Origin of the sequence: Roseovarius indicus (genome assembly GCF_008728195.1) — a bacterium.
Taxonomy (GTDB): Bacteria; Pseudomonadota; Alphaproteobacteria; order Rhodobacterales; family Rhodobacteraceae; genus Roseovarius; species Roseovarius indicus.
Window position 1 is genome coordinate 137033 of sequence record NZ_CP031598.1, and the last position, 17334, is coordinate 154366.

General features: G+C 67.0%; 17 protein-coding genes and 1 other RNA gene. 8 read left to right on the forward strand and 10 right to left on the reverse strand.

Annotated features, from left to right (window positions below):
- Positions 1-76: 76 nt before the first annotated feature.
- A complete protein-coding gene (locus RIdsm_RS00665; protein ID WP_057817334.1) occupies positions 77-1132 on the forward strand; it encodes a peptidoglycan-binding protein in 1056 nt (351 codons plus the stop codon).
- Between the two features lie 37 nt (positions 1133-1169).
- Here the strand turns inward: RIdsm_RS00665 and RIdsm_RS00670 are convergent, their stop codons facing one another.
- The 6 genes from RIdsm_RS00670 to RIdsm_RS00695 form a co-directional block, all read right to left on the reverse strand.
- Positions 1170-2138, reverse strand: a complete 969-nt coding sequence (locus RIdsm_RS00670) for a lysophospholipid acyltransferase family protein (RefSeq protein ID WP_057817332.1) — start codon at positions 2136-2138, stop codon at positions 1170-1172.
- 66 nt (positions 2139-2204) lie between these two features.
- Positions 2205-2852: a nitrile hydratase subunit alpha gene (gene nthA, locus RIdsm_RS00675; protein ID WP_057817330.1), complete on the reverse strand. Its 648-nt coding sequence runs from the start codon at positions 2850-2852 to the stop codon at positions 2205-2207.
- 1 nt (position 2853) lies between these two features.
- A complete protein-coding gene (locus tag RIdsm_RS30685) occupies positions 2854-3117 on the reverse strand; it encodes an SH3-like domain-containing protein (RefSeq protein ID WP_057817328.1) in 264 nt (87 codons plus the stop codon).
- Complete coding sequence (locus tag RIdsm_RS30690; protein WP_057817326.1) at positions 3110-3448, reverse strand: SH3-like domain-containing protein; 339 nt, start codon at positions 3446-3448, stop codon at positions 3110-3112. Before RIdsm_RS30690 ends, RIdsm_RS30685 begins: the two co-directional genes overlap by 8 nt.
- A 281-nt stretch (positions 3449-3729) precedes the next feature.
- A complete protein-coding gene (locus tag RIdsm_RS00690; protein WP_057817324.1) occupies positions 3730-4113 on the reverse strand; it encodes a hypothetical protein in 384 nt (127 codons plus the stop codon).
- A complete protein-coding gene (locus RIdsm_RS00695) occupies positions 4089-5864 on the reverse strand; it encodes a DNA polymerase III subunit gamma/tau (RefSeq protein WP_057817321.1) in 1776 nt (591 codons plus the stop codon). The genes RIdsm_RS00690 and RIdsm_RS00695 overlap by 25 nt, the downstream gene beginning before the upstream one ends.
- A 457-nt stretch (positions 5865-6321) precedes the next feature.
- On the opposite strand from RIdsm_RS00695, the gene RIdsm_RS00700 reads away from it, so the two are divergent.
- The 4 genes from RIdsm_RS00700 to RIdsm_RS00715 all read left to right on the forward strand — a co-directional run bounded on the left by RIdsm_RS00700 (position 6322) and on the right by RIdsm_RS00715 (position 10549).
- A complete protein-coding gene (locus tag RIdsm_RS00700; RefSeq protein ID WP_057817319.1) occupies positions 6322-7866 on the forward strand; it encodes an ankyrin repeat domain-containing protein in 1545 nt (514 codons plus the stop codon).
- A gap of 76 nt (positions 7867-7942) precedes the next feature.
- Positions 7943-8779, forward strand: a complete 837-nt coding sequence (gene ypfJ, locus RIdsm_RS00705) for a KPN_02809 family neutral zinc metallopeptidase (RefSeq protein WP_057817317.1) — start codon at positions 7943-7945, stop codon at positions 8777-8779.
- Positions 8780-8789: 10 nt separating this feature from the next.
- Positions 8790-9272 (forward strand): protein-tyrosine phosphatase family protein, encoded by a 483-nt coding sequence (locus tag RIdsm_RS00710; protein WP_057817629.1) that lies wholly within the window; start codon positions 8790-8792, stop codon positions 9270-9272.
- Positions 9273-9403: 131 nt separating this feature from the next.
- Entirely contained in the window at positions 9404-10549 is a 1146-nt protein-coding gene (locus tag RIdsm_RS00715; RefSeq protein ID WP_057817315.1) for an iron-containing alcohol dehydrogenase, read from the forward strand.
- Between the two features lie 90 nt (positions 10550-10639).
- Here RIdsm_RS00715 and ffs read toward each other — a convergent pair.
- Positions 10640-10736, reverse strand: an RNA gene (gene ffs, locus RIdsm_RS00720) — signal recognition particle sRNA small type.
- Between the two features lie 17 nt (positions 10737-10753).
- Positions 10754-12709, reverse strand: coding sequence for a bifunctional 2',3'-cyclic-nucleotide 2'-phosphodiesterase/3'-nucleotidase (locus RIdsm_RS00725; protein WP_057817313.1), 1956 nt, complete (start codon positions 12707-12709; stop codon positions 10754-10756).
- Positions 12710-12994: 285 nt separating this feature from the next.
- Between RIdsm_RS00725 and nudC the strand changes: the two genes are divergently transcribed.
- The 3 genes from nudC (at position 12995) to RIdsm_RS00740 (ending at position 15501) form a co-directional block, all read left to right on the forward strand.
- Positions 12995-13966 (forward strand): NAD(+) diphosphatase, encoded by a 972-nt coding sequence (gene nudC, locus RIdsm_RS00730; protein WP_057817311.1) that lies wholly within the window; start codon positions 12995-12997, stop codon positions 13964-13966.
- Between the two features lie 85 nt (positions 13967-14051).
- Positions 14052-14519 carry an SRPBCC family protein gene (locus RIdsm_RS00735; protein ID WP_057817309.1) on the forward strand — a complete coding sequence of 156 codons (468 nt, stop codon included), beginning with the start codon at positions 14052-14054 and terminating at the stop codon, positions 14517-14519.
- 61 nt (positions 14520-14580) lie between these two features.
- A complete protein-coding gene (locus RIdsm_RS00740) occupies positions 14581-15501 on the forward strand; it encodes a PHP domain-containing protein (RefSeq protein ID WP_057817306.1) in 921 nt (306 codons plus the stop codon).
- A 54-nt stretch (positions 15502-15555) separates the two neighbouring features.
- Here the strand turns inward: RIdsm_RS00740 and RIdsm_RS00745 are convergent, their stop codons facing one another.
- Positions 15556-16125 carry a hypothetical protein gene (locus tag RIdsm_RS00745; protein ID WP_151175210.1) on the reverse strand — a complete coding sequence of 190 codons (570 nt, stop codon included), beginning with the start codon at positions 16123-16125 and terminating at the stop codon, positions 15556-15558.
- Positions 16126-16446: 321 nt separating this feature from the next.
- Complete coding sequence (locus RIdsm_RS00750) at positions 16447-17280, reverse strand: prephenate dehydratase (protein WP_057821228.1); 834 nt, start codon at positions 17278-17280, stop codon at positions 16447-16449.
- Between the last annotated feature and the right edge of the window lie 54 nt (positions 17281-17334).

The following is a 17334-nucleotide window of genomic DNA, read 5'->3' on the forward strand; positions in this document are numbered from 1 at the left end:
TTGTGCGAGACTGCCGCTACTGTTGATCGTGCGGCGCCCGGGAGGGTGTGCCCGCGCATTGGGAGGACGGCATTTGATGAAGGTATTTTTTGGGGCGTCGCTTGTCGCGGCACTCGGGCTGGCCACGTTGGTGGCGGCGCAGACCGAGGGGCTGAACAACAGTTCGAAGAGGTTCACCGATCCGGCGCAGGTCGGCATCGACGACATGGACGACCCGGCGCAGATCAGGCGCACCTGGGATGCGGCGATCGTGATGGTGCCGGACGGGCCGGGGCGTTCGAAGCAGACCAGCCTGGCCGATCTGGACGCCGCATATGGGGAGGGGCAGAGGCGCTTTCCCACGGCGATCTATATGCATGGCTGTGCCGGGCTCTGGTCGGGAAGCCTGCTGCGGATGAAGTTTCTCGCCGATAACGGGTTCCTGGTGATCGGGCCAGCGAGCATGGCTCGGACTGTCTATGCCCGGTCCTGTGATGCCGCCACCCACGAGAGTGGAATGTTTCGGCCGACGCTGAGCATGCGGCAGCTCGATGCCGGTTACGCTATCGAGACGGCGAAGGGGCTGCCCTTCGTCGATGCCGACAACATGCTGCTGATCGGGCTGAGTGAAGGTGGCGTCATCGCCGCCACCTTCAAGCCATTGTCGGACAGCCAGCGCGTGGCCGCGCGGGTCGTCGAGGGCTGGACCTGCAAGGCAGGCTGGTATGAGTATGCCGGGCTGAACGCGCCCGAGGACGAGCCGGTGCTGTCGCTGGTGGGGGCGAAGGACCCCTGGTACCGGAACGAATGGAATGTCGGACATTGCGGGGAATTCATGGACGGGCGGACCGACAGCAAGTCGGTCGTCTACGAGTCCGGGCAGCTGGCGGCGCGGCACGAATTGCTGGAGTTCCGCGCCGTGCAGGAGGAGACGATGGCCTTCCTGCGCCAGCATATCGACCTGCCGTTGTCGGTGCGGCAGGTGCAGCAGCTATTGACGGACCTGGGCTATGACCCGGGGCCGGTCGACGGGGCGTGGGGCGCGAAGACACTGGCGGCGCTGAACGCGCTCAGGGCGGCGCACGGGTTGCCGGAGGTGGGCGCGCTGGACGAGAGCAGCCTTGAATTACTGGCACAGTTGCGGAAAGGGTAGGGACGGATTCTTGAAAAGAATCCGGAACGATTTCTTTTCAAGAAATCGGAGCCTTGGGGTTTTCCGCGAGCTTCGCTTCGAGGGCTTCGAGTTCTTTCGCGCGCATCTCGCCCACCGCGTTGGCGCCGTCTTTCCAGCGGCGGTGAATCCAGAACCACTGATCCATGTTCTCGCGCACCACCGCTTCGAGCCGGCGGTTGAATTCGCGGGTCATGGTCAGCGGGTCGGAATGGGGAATGGGCTCTTCGAAAGTCATGCGGAAATCAAGCCCGTTGGGGTCGCGCAGCGCCCAGAGGGGGACGAGGGGCGCGTCGTATTTCAGGGCAAGCTCGGCAGCCGAGAGCGAGGTCAGGGCCGGGTGCCCGAAGAACTCGAGCGGCAGCCCGTCATGGGTGTTGAGATCGTTCATGATCGACACCACCCCGCCCTTGCGCAGGTGCCGGACCATCTGCACCAGCCCCTGGCGGCTTTGCTCGATCACCGGCTGGCTGATCCGTTCCATCGCCTCGGCGTAATGGGCGTTGAAGGGGCGGTTGGACATCGGGCGGTAGAAGCTGGCGCTTTCGATCCCGTTGGCGGCAATCCCGGTGCGGGCGGCGTTGAAGCTGCCGATATGCGCCGAGATGATGATGCCGGGGCGGCCTTCGTCGCGGGCATCCTGCAGCACTTTCAGGCCGGGGCCGGTGATGGGCATGCGTTCGCGGACGCGGGGGGCGAATTCGGGCGAGTAGAGCTCGACCATGTTGCGCCCGGCATTGTCGGTGACGCCGCGGGTGATGCGTTCGACCTCCGGCTTGGAGAGCTCGGGGAAGGTGAGCGCGAGGTTGTCGCGGACTCTTTGGGAGTAGCCTGCTAGCGGCGCGAGGATGCGGGAGACGAACCAGCCTGCGAAGGGCACCCGCCAGCGATAAGGCAACAGTCGCGACAACCGTACCGGCAGGAACAGCAGATGGCCGGTCAGCCGTTCGGAAAACGGGATTGTGTCCTTTGGGGCTGTGTCGCTCATCCGGGTGGTCTTTGTCTTGCTTGGGTGCGCGTCACATACGCCGGGGGCCGGCTTTGGGCAAGCCCGTCAGGGGGTGCGCGGCAGGCCGGTGCCGATCATCGAATCGCGGGTGACGAGGGCCGCGAGCTGTTCCTCGGTCATGTCGTCGGTGCCGGCGGGGCGGGCGGGCAGCACGATGTAGCGCATGTCGGCGGTGCTGTCATGGACGCGCACGGAGATGTCGTCGGGCAGATCGAGGCCGAATTCGCGGAGCACCGCGCGCGGCTCGATCACCGCGCGGGAGCGGTAGGCGCGGGACTTGTACCAGTCGGGCGGCAGGCCCAGCAGGTTGCGCGGGTAGCAGGAGCAGAGCGTGCAGACGATGAGGTTGTGGGTGGTGTCGGTGTTCTCGACCGCAATCAGGTGCAGGGGGCCGATGTCGAAGCCCATCTCGCGGCTGGCGGCGGAGGCGTCTTTCAGCAGGCGTTGCTTGAACGCCGGATCGGTCCAGGCGCGAGCGACGACCGCCGCGCCGTTGGCGGGCGAGCGGGCATCCATCGCGTCGATCTGACGGGCGATTTCCTCGGACGTGACGAGGCCTTTTTCAACGAGAAGTTCGCGGACGGCGATTTCCATCCGCTGCCAGTAGGTCAGCGCGGTGTCGTTGTCTTCGCGGTAGGGGTGGCCGGAGGGGCTCATCCCTTCGTGGGAATGGGAGGGGTGGTCGTGGGGCATGTCAGAGCCTTTCGAGCCAGTGGCCGTAGATCTCGGCGTCGACCGTGTCGGTGGGGTGCTCGGCCTGATCGCCCCAGATTTCGGCCATGGTGAAGCGGACGCGGTAGAGGGGATGTTTCTGGGCCTCGAGGCCGTAGGCGAGCTGTTCGGGGTTGGCGAAGCTGCCCAGTTCGCGTTCGATCTCGCCGGTCTTGCCGCGCAGGTAGGCGGGGGCGCGGACGTGGCCCGGGGGCATCATGGATTTGACGCGAACGCGGTCAGCCATTTTGCGCCTCGCCATAGGTGGGGCCGCGGCGGGCGACCTCTTCCATTTTCTCGCCGAGTTCCTGCAGGGTGTAGGCGCCGGCTTCGATCAGGTTCTGGTTGGAGGCGGCGATCCAGCGTTCGTAGTAAGTCATTGTTTCGAAGGCGTCTTCGCCCATGTCCTCGAGGGCGCGGCGAAGGCCGTCGACCGTGAAGAGGCCCTTCTGGCCGCATAGAACCATCAGCGCGTCGACGCGCTTTTCCCAGAGGGCGAAATCGTGCTGGTCGAAGGAAAGGGGGCCCGCCTCTTTCCCGCCCATGTCGTGCCAGCGGCGTCCGTCGGTGTTGCTCATGTGGGGGAGGGTAAGGGGGTTAGTTGGGCGTGTCCATCGGGTTTGAGCGGGGCGGTTCGAGCGGCCCGAGGGAAGTGCCCGTTTCGGGGAAATGCAACGTCGGTATTTTGTCGGTATTACGTCGGTATCGCGTCGGTGTTGAAGAGCGGAGGGGTGGTTGCCGCGGTACGGGGTGGCTTGGCACTCGCGCCATGATTATTGCGTCCCGCGTCAGGGCCGGGACGGGTAGGATGTGGTGGGGAAGCGGGGCGGCGTACGCCCTGCGCGGGCCATCGTGGTGCCTAATCTTCCGTCTTCGCCGGCACGCCGATGTAGAGGACCATGGCGACACAAAGGGCGGCGGCGGCGAGGATGAAGATCATGGGCGAGCCGATGCAGCCCTCGGCCATGGCGTCGGTGCGGCCGCCGTCCCAGAAGGCGAAGACGGAGACCAGCGCGCTCCAGCCGACGCAGGCGGCGAGGGTTCCCCACTGGCTTTTGTAGCGGACGGCGATCAGGCTGCCCGCCAGAAGGATCAGGGCGGCGGGGGAGGTGAAGAGCGACAGGGCCTCGGACCACGCCGAGACCGGCGTGCCGTCCCATCCCGGGCGGAGCTCCTCGCAGACCTGCGCCCAGGCGGGCGCGGGCAGGAGGGCGAGGATCAGTCCTCTTCGAAGGGATCCCATTCTTCGTCCACTTCGGGGAGGGCTTCGGCCTGGGCCTCGGCCTGTTGTTCTTCGGGCGTGCGGATTCCGGTGATCTTGGCGCCCGGGAAGGCGGAGAAGACGGCCTGGACCAACGGGTGTGTCTTGGCCTCGTCCTCGAGCGCGATGCGCTCGGCGTCGCGCAGGGCGGCGATGGTGGGCTTGCCGCCTTCGCTGACCACCGAGACGCCCCAGCGGTTGCCTGTCCAGCGTTGCAGGGCCGCGCCGAGGCGCGCGGCAAGGTCGGCGGGGGCGTCGTCGGTGGGGCAGAATTCGATCCGGCCGGGGCGGTAGGCGGCGAGCTGGACGCAGGTTTCGACCTCGACCAGCAGCTTGACGTCGCGATGGGCGCGGATGAGTTCCACCACGTGGTCGAAGGTGGGGTAATGGGCGAGCGCGGTGTCGGATTGGGCAGCGACGGCAGTGGTCTGGCCCGAGGGGCCGGAGGCGCCGGGCTGGGCGGAGACGCCGGAGCTGTAGGCAGAAGTATGGCCGGTGGGGGCGGGGGCATTGCCGCCGCCGGGGCCGCCGGGGGCCGGGCCGCCGGCGGGCGGCTGGGGCGGCGGGCCGTCCTGCAGCCGGCGCACGAGGTCTTCGGGCGCGGGCAGCTCGGCAACATGGGTCATGCGGATGACGGCCATTTCGGCGGCCATCATCGAATTGGGGGCCTGCGAGACCTCTTCCAGCGCCTTCAGGAGCATCTGCCACATGCGGGTGAGCACGCGCATCGGCAAGGCCTCGGCCATGGTGCGGCCGCGGTCGCGTTCGTCGGGGCCGATGGTGGGGTCTTCGGCGGCCTCGGGGGTGATCTTCACGACGCTGACCCAGTGGGCGATCTCGGCGAGGTCGCGGAGGACCGCCATCGGGTCGGCGCCCTCGGCGTATTGGCCGGAGAGCTCGCCCAAAGCGCCGGCGGCATCGCCCTTCATGATCAGGTCGAAGAGGTCGAGCACGCGGCCGCGGTCGGCCAGCCCCAGCATGGCGCGGACCTGTTCGGCGGTGGTTTCGCCCGCGCCGTGGGAGATGGCCTGATCGAGCAGCGAGGTGGCGTCGCGGGCCGAGCCTTCTGCGGCGCGGGTGATCAGGGCGAGGGCATCGTCGGCGATCTCGGCCTTCTCGGCGTCGGCGATGCGGCGGAGCATGGCGATCATCTGTTCGGGGTCAATGCGGCGCAGATCGAAGCGCTGGCAGCGCGAGAGCACGGTGACCGGGACCTTGCGGATCTCGGTCGTGGCGAAGATGAACTTCACGTGGGCGGGCGGTTCCTCGAGCGTCTTGAGCAGCGCGTTGAAGGCGCTGGTCGAGAGCATGTGAACCTCGTCGATGATGTAGATCTTATAGCGGGCCGAGGCCGCGCGATAGGCGACGCTGTCGATGATCTCGCGGATGTCGCCGACGCCGGTGCGCGAGGCCGCGTCCATTTCCAGCACGTCGACATGGCGGCCTTCCATGATCGCCTTGCAATGCTCGCAGACGCCGCAGGGGTCGGTCGTCGGGCCGCCCTGGCCATCCGGGCCGATGCAGTTCATGCCCTTGGCGATGATCCGGGCGGTGGTGGTTTTGCCCGTGCCGCGGATGCCGGTCATGATGAAGGCCTGGGCGATGCGGTCGGCCTTGAAGGCGTTCTTGAGGGTGCGGACCATCGCATCCTGGCCGACGAGATCGGCGAAGGTTTCGGGCCGGTATTTGCGGGCCAGAACCTGGTAGGCGGCTTGGGTGTCGGCGTCGGTCATGGGGGTCCTGTGCTGGGGTTCGTCTGGCAAGGTAAGGGGAGTTGCGCCCGGCGTCCACCGGGGGATTGGTCGAGCCGTGTCCTGCCTTGCCGGGGCTCCCGCCCGCCCTCCCCGCCCCGGCAAGGCAGGACGGGGATGACTTGCGGGGGGTGGTGCGTGGGGCGGCGCTGGGGATTCGAGTATTTTTGGCAAGATGAAGGGTGGGGGCGTGCCGCCTCGGATGTTGGTGGTCGGCGTCGGGTTTGGGTATTTGGGACCGGAACGGCGCATGGGGGCGGGAGAGTGGCTGGCGGTGGGGGAGCGGGTGGTGTAGGCTTTGGGCGAGGCCCGTTGCAGGGGGCCGCCCGATCCGCGGAAAGCGAGCGCACCTGCCTTTGACGGACGACCGGTACATATTTCGGTTTTCTCTTGCCCGAGCTGGCGGATCGCGGGCCCCTGATCGAGAGGAACCCGGATCATGGATGATCTTTCCCTAAACGGGCTGCGATTCGCGGCCAAACGTATGCAGCGCGCCCATCGGGCGGGCGAGGCCTGGGCCGTGGAGCGGCTGAAGCAGTACGGGCCGGGCAAGCCGGCGGAGGCGCTGGTGCGCGCCGATTTCCTGCATGCGGTGGCACGGGAGGCGGGGTTCGAGAGCTGGCCCCGGCTGAAGCTGGCCGCCGAGGCGATGGGGATGGACCGGGCGGCGGCGTTGCAGGGGCTGAAACAGGCGCTGTTTCGCGGGCAGACTGCGCGGGTCGAGGCCTTGCTGGCGCGGTTTCCGGACCTGGCGGACGGCGTGTTCGGGCTGGAATGTGCGCTGTACCGGCGGGGCGCGGTGGAGGCGGCGCTGGCAAGGGAGCCCGGGCTGGCGGTTGCGAAGCTGGGGCCGCGGACGCCGATCCTGCACCTGGCGTTTTCGCGGTGGATCCATGCGCGGCCCGGGCTGGAGGCGGATATGCTGGCGGTGGCGGAGTTGTTGCTGGCGCATGGGGCGGATGTGAATGACGGGTACGTGGAGGCGCCGGGGAGCGGGCATGCCCTGTCGGCGCTTTATGGGGCGATCGGCCATGCGGACAACATGGTGCTGGCGCAGTGGCTGCTGGACAAGGGGGCGGATCCGGATGATGGCGAGTCGCTCTATCATTCCACGGAGCTGGGGCATCACCGGGCGTTGAGGATGCTGCTGGAGGCGGGGGCGGAGCCGAAAGGGACGAACGCGCTGTTCCGGGCGATGGATTTTCACGATCACGCGGCGGTGGAGATGTTGCTGGCGCATGGGGCCCGGGCGGAAGAGTTCAGCCCCGACGAGGTGGGGGGAGAGGCGCCGTCGGTCATTCCGGCGCTGCACCAGGCGGCGCGGCGGATGAGCGATGCGCGGATGGTGGGCCTGTTGCTGGAGGCGGGGGCCGGGACGGCGCGCCGCTGGATGGGGGTCACGGCTTACGCAATGGCGCGGGTGTACGGGAACCGGGCGTTGGCCCGCGCGCTGGAGGCCAGGGGCGCCGATACGGGATTGAGCCGGGAGGAGGGGTTGCTGGCTGCCGCGGCGGAGGGGCGGGAGAGCCCGGGGCAGTTCATCGACCCGGAGAAGTTGCCCGGGGCGTTTCGGGGTCTGCTGAGGGAGCTGGTGCATCTGCCGGATCGGCTGGAGCACATGCGGCGGCTGGTGGCGCTGGGGGTGCCGTATGACGAGCCGGGCGGCCCGGAACGGATCACGCCGACGCATGTGGCGGGCTGGGAGGGGAAGCCGGAGGTGCTGGCGTGGTTCCTGTCGCTGCGGCCCGACCTCGGGTTCGTGAACGGGTTTGGCGGGACCCTGCTGTCGACCATCCTGCACGGGGCGGAGAAGAATCCGGCGCGGGCGGAGCGGGATCACATCGGTTGCGCGCGGCTGGCGCTGGAACAGGGCGTGGCCCTGCCGCGTGCGGTGATCGAGGGCTGCGGGCATGAGGACATGGCGGCGTTCCTGCGGGCCTGGGCCGAGGCGCGGCCCGGGCAGGTTGCGGACGGGCCGGCCTAGCCCGCGACGCAACAGGCTTTTCCGCTTGTGGCAAAGGTGCTTATAGTGGTCTGCGCGTTCCTTTTGGGGGGAGACCATGCGGCTGAAGGGTATCCGGCGGAGCCGGAATGTCGAGGACCGGCGCCGGTCGGGCAAGGCGGGCGCCGGGATTGGCGGCGTAGGCCTGCTGGTGGTGGTCGTGATCGCCTATTTCGCCGGGGTCGACATCACGCCGCTGTTGCAGGGGCAGGATCCGTTTGCCCAGGGCGAGACGCAGCGGGAGCTGTCGCCAGAGGAGGAGCGGGCCGCGGCGTTCGCCTCGCGTGTGCTGGCGACAACCGAGGCGGTCTGGGGGCAGGTCTTTCCCGAGCAGCTGGGGCGCGAGTATGACCCGCCGGTTCTGGTGCTGTTTTCCGGCGTGACGCAGAGCCCGTGCGGCGGGGCGTCGGGCGCGACGGGCCCCTTCTACTGCCCGGCAGACAGGAAGGCCTACCTGGACACGGCGTTTTTCGAAACGCTGAGCCGGCAGCTTGGCGCGAAGGGGGATTTCGCCGCGGCTTACGTGATCGCCCACGAGGTGGCGCATCACGTGCAGAACGAGCTGGGCATCCTGCCGGAGGTGAACCGGATGCGACAGGCCTCGGACAAGGTGCAGGCCAATGCGTTGACCGTCAGGCTGGAGTTGCAGGCGGATTGCCTGTCAGGTGTCTGGGCGCGGAACGTGGACGGGCTGCTGGAGCCGGGTGACGTGGAAGAGGCGCTGAACGCCGCGCGGCGGATTGGCGACGATTACCTGCAGGAGCGCGCCGGTCGGGTGCCGCAGCCGCACACCTTTACGCATGGGACCTCGAAGCAGCGGGCGGGCTGGTTCGCGACGGGCTACGAGAGCGGCGAACCGGGGGCCTGTGATACGTTCGCGGCGGACGGGATCTGAGGTGGAGACGATGTCGGGATTCGTGATCTTCGGCCTTCCGGTGGCGCGTGGCATCCTTGCCATTGCACCGATGCCGGGGCGCGGGGGGCACTATGCCGAGGATATCGCCCACATGAAGGACTGGAAGCCTGCGCTGGTGATCTCGATGGTGACCGAGGTCGAGATGGTGGCGGCGGGGGCCGGCGATCTCGGGGCGGAATTGCTCAATTCCGGGGCGCGGTGGCACCACATCCCCTGCCACGATTTTGGCGTGCCCACGGGCGAAAGCGAGCAGCTATGGGAGGCCGCGAGCGAGCGGGCCTGTGCGGCGCTGAAGGGCGGCGGGCGTGTGCTTATCCATTGCATGGGCGGGTGTGGGCGGTCGGGGACCGCTGCGCTCAAGCTGATGGTGGCCTGTGGCGAGAAGCCGGGGCCGGCGCTGGAGCGGCTGCGGGCGGTTCGGCCTTGTGCGGTGGAGACGGCGGCCCAGTACGACTGGGCGAGGAAGAAGTAACCCCCCGTTGCATGTGGAAATGGCGGCGATAGAGTGGCGGGCGGCGGCGCCCGTGGCGGCGTCGGGATTTGAGTATTTTTGGCAAGATGAAGCCGGGGGCGGCGAGCCCCTGCTGGGATAAGGGGACAGGCATGAACCTTGTGGGCAACTGGTCGTATCCGACGGCGGTGAAATTCGGGGCCGGGCGGATCGCGGAGCTGGGCGAGGCCTGTGCGGCGGCGGGGATCAAGCGGCCGTTGCTGGTGACAGATCGCGGGCTGGCGGGGCTGCCGGTGACGCAGGGCGTGCTGGAGAGGATGGAGGCGGCCGGACTGGGCCGGGCGATGTTCTCGGAGGTGGACCCGAACCCCAACGAGGTGAACCTGGCCGCCGGGGTGGCGGCGTTCAACGAGGGCGGGCATGACGGCGTGATCGCGCTGGGCGGCGGTTCCGGCCTCGACCTTGGCAAGCTGGTGGCCTTCATGGCCGGGCAGACGCGGCCGGTGTGGGATTTCGAGGATATCGGCGACTGGTGGACTCGGGCCGATGCCGACGCGATCGTGCCGATCGTGGCGGTGCCGACGACCGCCGGGACGGGGTCGGAAGTGGGGCGGGCCGGGGTGCTGACCAATTCCGAGACACATGTGAAGAAGATCATCTTCCATCCGAAGGTGCTGCCGGCGGTGGTGATCTGTGATCCGGAGCTGACGGTGGGGATGCCGAAGGCGATCACCGCCGGAACCGGCCTCGATGCGTTCGCGCATTGCGTGGAGGCCTTTTCGAGCCCGCATTATCACCCGATGAGCCAGGGCATCGCGCTGGAGGGGATGCGGCTGGTGATCGAGAACCTGCCGAAAGCCTATGAGAATGGCGAGGATCTGGAGGCGCGGGCGCATATGATGAGCGCGGCGGCGATGGGCGCGGTGGGCTTTCAGAAGGGCCTGGGGGCAATTCATGCGCTGAGCCATCCGGTGGGGGCGCATTTCGGCACCCATCACGGGACGACCAATGCCGTCTGCATGCCGGCGGTGCTGGAATTCAACGCCCCGATGATTGCCGAGCGGTTCGACCGGGCGGCGCCGTATCTTGGGATCAACGGCGGGTTTGCCGGGTTCAAGGCATTCGTGGCCGAGTTCAACGACCGGCTGGGCATTCCGCAGGGGCTGAAGGCGCTGGGCGTCACCGAGGAGAGCATTCCGGCGCTGGTGAAGGATGCGGTGACGGACCCGAGCTGTGGCGGGAACCCGGTGGAGCTGAACGAGGAAAACCTTGCCGACTTGTACCGGGCGGCGATGTGAGATGCGTGCCACGGGGTGGGTTGGCACCCACCCTGCGGCGGACGGACCCCGCCCGCGGCTCGGTTCTACCTGGCATCGGAGCGGGGAAAGGGTGAGAGGCTGGACAACGACCCAAGCGGGGCTCGTTACGGCTGCTTCCTTCCGGACCTGACCGGGTTGGCGAGGCGCTTGCCCGCGCCAACCTCTCAAGGCGTTACATAGGGGTTACACGGCGGATTCGCAAGCGGGCGTATCGAGGGGCATGCGCAGGCGAAGGAAGCCCTGGTGCGACAGGCCGAGATCGGTCAGGCCGTGAAGGGCAAAGTCTGACGGGTGAGCGCGCAAGCCCGGACCGGACCAGATCATAACCGAGGTGTCGGGCTGCGGCACGAAGGACCACGCCGGCGACAGGGATACCCGGCGGTGGCCGCCATCGCGGATGAACCGGGCGAGGACATCGCGCACCGGGGTGCGGCTGGCATGAACGAGCCGGGATTCGGGCAGCGCCGGGTAGGGCCCGCCACCGAACGCGCGGTAATTGTTGACGGCCATGACGAATTCCTGGTCATCGCCGACCGGCTGTCCGGCATGGGCAAGGTCTCGGATGCGGCCTCGGGGCGTCCCTGCGCCCCGGGACCCCGCGAGGCGCTGGCCGTGCGCGTCGTAGAGCGGGGCGGCCGTGACGTCGATGCGGTAGGTGAGGCCGACGATGGTGTCGGCGGCATGGCCCGGGAAGCTGTTGTTCCAGAGCGGTTGGTCGGGCCAGCCGGCCGTGATTCTGTGAAAGCAGGAGGATGCGCGTTCGAGCCAGTCGCGCAGTTCCGCCCCGGTTACCCGGAGGGCGCAGAGCGTGTTCGGAAATGGCTGCAGGTCGGCGGCGTTTCGCAGGGTCAGGGGGCCGGCCGGAATGTCGGAATAGGCGCGCGGTCCGGCGCGGCCGCCGGTATGGAACGGCGCGGTGGCGGCGAGCAAGGGCAGGTCGGCGAGTGCGGTGCCGGCGAAGACATCGCTGAGGGCTTGCCGCTTTGCCTCGGCCACCAGCAGGACCGGCAGGTCGGAGCGGTAGAGGGAGAGGTAGCTGTGGATCGGGCGGTCGATCCGGCCGAGGGGGGCGCGCATACGGGCGAGCGTGGCTTCGTGGCCGTGGCGAACGGTCTTGACGATGGCCGGATGGGCCGGGGTCTGTGTGGTGGCTGCGCCGGCCTTGACAGGGTGAAGTCGGGCGCTGTGCCCGGTGACAGCCCAGCCGTCGGGCCCGTGTGAAAGGTGAAGATCGATCTGCCCGAGATGCGACCCCCGGTAGCCCGGCAGCACGGCGGGGATGCCGGCGAAGGTGCCTGCCGCGTGGTCGACCCCGCTGCTGGCGGCCGGGCGTTCAGGGTCGGGGAAGACTTCGTGACTGTGGCCCGCAACGATGGCATCGACGCCGGGCAGGCGCGCCAGAGACAGGGCCGCATTCTCGAGTTCAGCCCCGGCGGGGCCGGTGTCGATGCCGGTATGCGCCAGCAGGATGACGATATCTGCGCCTTTTGCGCGCAGGGCCGGCACGCGGGCGGTGGCGGCTTCGACCATGTCGCGCGACGTGACTTCGCCGCCCAGGTGAAACCTGTCCCAAAGGATGATCTGGGGCGGCAGCAAGCCGATGAGGCCGACTTTGAGGCTGCGCGTCTCGCCGGCCGGGTTGGCGCAGGTGCATGTCACGATCGTATCGGGGCGCAGGAGGGTTTCGTCGTCGGCGACGGAGGCGCCCCTGCGTGTGAGGGTATTGGCGCTGATCACCGGGAAGCTGGCCTGTTCCACGGCCGCACGAAGTGCTGGCAGGCCGAAGTTGAACTCGTGATTGCCGAGATTGGCAACGTCGTATCCGAGCCGGTTCATCGCCGCGATGACAGGGTGGGATGTGCCGGCATTGACCGGGTCGTGGAGGTCACTGAGCGGGGTACCCTGCAGGAAGTCGCCGTTATCGACTAGCAGGCAGGCTCCGGGCGCTTCGGAGCGCGCGGTTTCGACGAGGCTTGCGACGCAGGCGAGGCCGTAGCCGGAGCTCGGCGCATCGGCGGAATAATCGTAGGGCAGGATGGCGGCGTGGATGTCGGAGGTGGCGAGCAGGCGTAGCGTGTACTGGTCGGACGGCGCGGGGGCCGGCGAGGGAGAAAGCCGGGTATCGGCGGGCTCTTTCATCCGGATTCCGCCGTTTCGGTATTCAACATCGGCACTGACACTTGCGTCACCTTGCAACAAATCACGGCCTGCCCGCTGGCCCCATGCACCGGATTGGCCGTGAAAATCATAGTTAGAACGGCACTTATAGGTTGTAAAGAACTGCCTGACAATATGTGTACATTGTACGATATGTCGCATTTCCGCCCGATCTTGCGGGGAAGATCGGGAACGGCGGCCCGGGGTTGCCGCGCTCTCTTGCCGGGGCGGCCGGAACGTGGCACCTCCGAGAAAAGGAGGTGCGGCATGAAGCACGCCGAAACGGTGACATTCGGAGGATCGGCGCTTGATCGGGCGGCCGAGCTGCGCGGCGATGCCGAGGCGGTGGCCGCGCGGGTTGCCGAGGGCGCTGTAGAGGTGATCCTGTTGTGGCGCGGCAAGCTGCTGGTGCATGCCCCGGAACTCGAGCGGCTCGTGCGGCTGCCGGCCGATCATCCGGTTCTGGCGGACGCGACGATGCCCCCGGTTCTGTTGGGCCGCGACGAAAGCGGCCGTCTCCTGATGGCGCAGGACATTTCGGGCTGGGTGCCGGAGGCGCTCGACGAGGCCGAGATCAACCGGTTCCTTGATACCAGCCTACAGCAGCATCCCGGCCTTCCCGACGATACCGCCTTTGCCGAATTGCGGCGTATCATGACCCGGCTGTCGGCACGGGACGCGGAACTGGGCGCGACGGCCAAGGCGATCGCTGGCTGGCATGTGAGCCACCGGTTCTGTGCCCGTTGCGGGGCCGAAAGCCGGATGATCATGTCGGGCTGGCAGCGGTCGTGCGATGCCTGTGGCGGGCAGCATTTCCCGCGAACCGACCCGGTTGTCATCATGCTGATCACGAGGGGAAATCGCACGCTCCTGGGACGGTCGCCGGGCTGGCCGGAGGGGATGTATTCCTGCCTTGCCGGTTTCGTGGAGCCGGGCGAGACGATCGAGGCGGCGGTCAGGCGCGAGGTTTTCGAGGAGGCCGGAATTCATGTCGGGCAGGTGGACTATGTCGCCAGTCAGCCCTGGGCGTTTCCCAGCTCGCTGATGTTCGGCTGCCGGGGCGAGGCGCTGGACGAGGACATCCGGATCGACCCCGAGGAGATCGACGATGCGATCTGGGTCAGCAAGGAAGACGTGATGGCCGCCTTCGCGGGCCAGAACCCCGGAATATTGCCCGCGCGCAAGGGGGCGATTGCGCATTTCCTGCTGAGAAACTGGCTTGCGGACACGATGGATTGACGCGACAAGCAGAGATTGGCGGCGCGTCTGGAATAGTGTTAAATGCGTAGGCGACGCGCAACGTTGCAGGGATGAAGGCACAGGCATGAACTTAGGCACCAAGGAAGATATCGAAGCCCCGATCGAATTCGTTTTCGAACAGATGACGGACTTCAAGGCCATCGAGCGCGCGGCCATGCGACGCGGCGCCGAGGTGCAGCGGGTCGACAAGATGTCGGGCAAGGGTGAAGGCATGATGTGGGACGCCGCGTTCGAACTGCGTGGCAAGACCCGCGAGATCGAGATGGAACTGACCGAGTATGACCCGCCGAACGGTCTTGTGATGTCGTCACGGTCGACCGGGCTTGGCGGCAAGCTGGTGGTGGAGCTGGTGGCCCTGTCGAAGACCCGCACGCGGGTGACGCTGAACCTCGACCTCGAGCCGAAGAACCTGGCGGCGAAGCTTCTGGTGCAGTCGCTGAAGCTGGCGCGCAAGAGCATCATGAGCCGGATGAACGAACGCATGATCGCCTATTCGAACGAGATCGAACGGCGCTACAAGCAGACGGCCTGAGCCGGTCTGAAAACCGTTACAAACGGGATGTACGCCCGAGCGCGGTGAACGGAGGCCGGACATGACCACAGCCTTTACCGCGCCGGGGCGGTTCTTCCGCGGCAACCTGCACACGCATTCCACCCTGTCCGACGGGCGGTTGGAGCCTGAAGAGGTGTGCCGCCGCTACCGGGCCGAGGGGTATGACTTCATCGCGCTGACAGACCATTTTGTCGGGCTTTATGGCTATCCGGTGGCCGATACGGTGGCGTTTCGGGGCGAGGGCTTCACCACCATCCTGGGCGCCGAATTGCATTCCGGCGCGATGAGGAACGGTGAAATCTGGCATATCCTGGCCGTGGGATTGCCGGCGGATTTCGCCCAGGCCGATGCGCCGCATTTCGGCCCTGTCGAGGGGCAGGAAAGCGGGCCGGAGATTGCCCGCCGGGCGAGGGAGGCCGGGGCGTTCGTGACCGTGGCGCACCCGCAATGGGGCGGGCTTATACCCGAGGATGCGCTGTCGATCGAGGCGGCGCATGCGGTCGAGATCTACAATCACGGCTGCGCGGTCGAGGCCGGGCGTGGTGATGGGTGGCACATGGCCGACCTGATGCTGTCGGCGGGCCGGCGGCTGACCGCGATTGCCACGGATGACGCGCATTTTGCCTCGCCCGACGCGTTCGGCGGCTGGGTTATGGTGAAGGCCGAGAAGAATGAGCCCGACGCGCTGGTGGAGGCGCTGAAGGCGGGGCATTTCTATGCCACGCAGGGCCCCGAGCTGCGAGACGTTCGGATCGAGGGCAAGGAAATCGTGGTGGAATGCTCTGCCGTGGAACGGGTGATCGTTCAGGGCCATGCCAGCGCGGCGCTGTGCGAGACGGGCAGGTCGCTGACCGGGGCGCGGGTGAAGCTGGCGAAATTCGCCGGGAGCCCCTGGGTGCGGGTGACCGTGCTGGATGCCGCCGGTCGGGCGGCGTGGTCGAACCCCGTCTGGCGGGATTGATCCGATAGATTGCGGCCCCGGCCGCTAAGGCCGGGGCCGATCAGGCGTACTGCCTTATGCGATGCCGGGTTTGCGCTCTTCTTCGCTCAGTTCGGCGATGTCGGTTTCGCGTTCCCGTTCGCTGAGTTCCGCGATGTCGGTATCGCGTTCCCGTTCGCTGAGTTCCGCGATGTCGGTTTCGCGTTCCCGCTCGCTGAGTTCTGCGATGTCGGTTTCGCGTTCGCGTTCGCTGAGTTCGGCGATGTCGGTTTCGCGTTCCCGCTCGCTGAGTTCTGCGATGTCGGTTTCGCGTTCGCGCTCGCTGAGTTCTGCGATGTCGGTTTCGCGTTCGCGCTCGCTGAGTTCGGCGATATCTGTTTCACGCTCGCGCTCGCTGAGTTCCGCGATGTCGGTTTCACGTTCCCGCTCGCTCAGTTCGGCGGTGTCGGTGCCGCGCTCACGCTCGCTGAGTTCTGCAATGTCGGTGCCGCGCTCACGCTCGCTGAGTTCGACAAGGTCGAGGTTCTCTGTTTGAGCGGTTTTGATGACGAGGCCGTGCAGCGGTGCCGGGCCGGTTGCGGAATAGGCGGCAAGGGCGGGCAATGCTGCGGCGGTCGCGACGGCGATCAGATTGAAGGTTTTCATAACGTCCTCCTTTCGAGGTTTTCTCTCTAGTCACCCAGCGGCGGGGTGTTCCGTCGTTGGTTGAGACAGGAGGTAGTCTGCGCGTCCGTGTTGTGAAAGGCTCATGCCGCGGAGGTTACTGTGCACATCCGCAGAGACAAATCGGCGTGAGGAGGGTTGTGAGCGCCGCATTCGTGCTTAGCGGACAAATGGGGTCAATCCATTGTAGTAAATGGATTTTCTCGGATTTATGCCAAATCGGGAACGACCGTCGCGCCGTGAGGTTCCACGGCGGGACGATAATCCGGGTCGTCCCGGGCAGACCGGAACGTGCGTTCGTGGCTAGTATCGCTTCGGATCGGCGGGGTACACGCCCAGCATGGTGATCTCTGACGTGAAGTAATCGAGCTCTTCCAGCGCAAGCTTCACGGCCGGATCCTCGGGGTGGCCCTCGATATCGGCATAGAATTGGGTGGCGAAGAAGGTGCCGCCAAGCTGGTAGCTTTCCAGTTTCGTCATGTTAACGCCGTTCGTGGCAAACCCGCCCATGGCCTTGTAGAGCGCGGCGGGGATGTTGCGCACCTGGAAGACGAAGGTGGTCATCATTCCGTCGTCGCCCCGGCGCGTCCAGTCGGGTTCGCGGGACATGACAAGGAAGCGGGTCGTGTTGTTGCCCTCGTCCTCGATATCGCGGGCCAGCACGTCGAGCCCGTAGATTTCACCGGCCAGTTCGCTGGCCAGCGCGGCGGTCTTCGGGTCACCGTCCTCGGCGACCTGCCGGGCCGATCCGGCGGTATCGGCTCCGGTGACGCGGTGAATGTTGTGTTCACCAAGGAACCCGCGGCATTGCCCCAGAAGCATGGTGTGGCTCATGGCGTGCGTGATTTCCGACAGCGGTGTGCCGGGCAGCGCGAGCAGGTTGATGCGCACGCGTACGAAGGCTTCCGCCACGATGAAAAGGCCGGATTCCGGCAGCAGGTGGTGAATGTCGGCCACGCGCCCGAAAGTGGAGTTTTCAACCGGCAGCATTGCGAGGTCGGCTTCGCCGGACCGCACGGCCTCGATAGCGTCTTCGAAGGTGCGGAAGGGCAGGGCCTCCATTTCGGGGTAGGTTTCGCGGCAGGCCTGATGCGAATAGGCACCCGGCTCGCCCTGAAAGGCAATGCGTTTGGTCATTCAGTGTCCGTTTCTGTCCCTCACCGCGGCCTGATCGAGGTGCGGTCGTTTGGT

Excerpts from the sequence above, each read along its gene's own strand:
- RIdsm_RS00665 (WP_057817334.1), top strand. The coding sequence starts at position 77 with ATGAAGGTATTTTTTGGGGCGTCGCTTGTCGCGGCACTCGGGCTGGCC.
- RIdsm_RS00740 (WP_057817306.1), top strand. The coding sequence starts at position 14,581 with ATGACCACAGCCTTTACCGCGCCGGGGCGGTTCTTCCGCGGCAACCTG.
- RIdsm_RS00695 (WP_057817321.1), bottom strand. The coding sequence starts at position 5,864 with ATGACCGACGCCGACACCCAAGCCGCCTACCAGGTTCTGGCCCGCAAA.
- ypfJ (WP_057817317.1), top strand. The coding sequence starts at position 7,943 with ATGCGGCTGAAGGGTATCCGGCGGAGCCGGAATGTCGAGGACCGGCGC.
- RIdsm_RS00690 (WP_057817324.1), bottom strand. The coding sequence starts at position 4,113 with ATGGGATCCCTTCGAAGAGGACTGATCCTCGCCCTCCTGCCCGCGCCC.
- RIdsm_RS00745 (WP_151175210.1), bottom strand. The coding sequence starts at position 16,125 with ATGAAAACCTTCAATCTGATCGCCGTCGCGACCGCCGCAGCATTGCCC.
- RIdsm_RS00710 (WP_057817629.1), top strand. The coding sequence starts at position 8,790 with ATGTCGGGATTCGTGATCTTCGGCCTTCCGGTGGCGCGTGGCATCCTT.
- RIdsm_RS30685 (WP_057817328.1), bottom strand. The coding sequence starts at position 3,117 with ATGGCTGACCGCGTTCGCGTCAAATCCATGATGCCCCCGGGCCACGTC.
- RIdsm_RS00750 (WP_057821228.1), bottom strand. The coding sequence starts at position 17,280 with ATGACCAAACGCATTGCCTTTCAGGGCGAGCCGGGTGCCTATTCGCAT.
- RIdsm_RS00735 (WP_057817309.1), top strand. The coding sequence starts at position 14,052 with ATGAACTTAGGCACCAAGGAAGATATCGAAGCCCCGATCGAATTCGTT.
- RIdsm_RS30690 (WP_057817326.1), bottom strand. The coding sequence starts at position 3,448 with ATGAGCAACACCGACGGACGCCGCTGGCACGACATGGGCGGGAAAGAG.
- RIdsm_RS00670 (WP_057817332.1), bottom strand. The coding sequence starts at position 2,138 with ATGAGCGACACAGCCCCAAAGGACACAATCCCGTTTTCCGAACGGCTG.
- nthA (WP_057817330.1), bottom strand. The coding sequence starts at position 2,852 with ATGCCCCACGACCACCCCTCCCATTCCCACGAAGGGATGAGCCCCTCC.
- nudC (WP_057817311.1), top strand. The coding sequence starts at position 12,995 with ATGAAGCACGCCGAAACGGTGACATTCGGAGGATCGGCGCTTGATCGG.
- RIdsm_RS00700 (WP_057817319.1), top strand. The coding sequence starts at position 6,322 with ATGGATGATCTTTCCCTAAACGGGCTGCGATTCGCGGCCAAACGTATG.
- RIdsm_RS00715 (WP_057817315.1), top strand. The coding sequence starts at position 9,404 with ATGAACCTTGTGGGCAACTGGTCGTATCCGACGGCGGTGAAATTCGGG.
- RIdsm_RS00725 (WP_057817313.1), bottom strand. The coding sequence starts at position 12,709 with ATGAAAGAGCCCGCCGATACCCGGCTTTCTCCCTCGCCGGCCCCCGCG.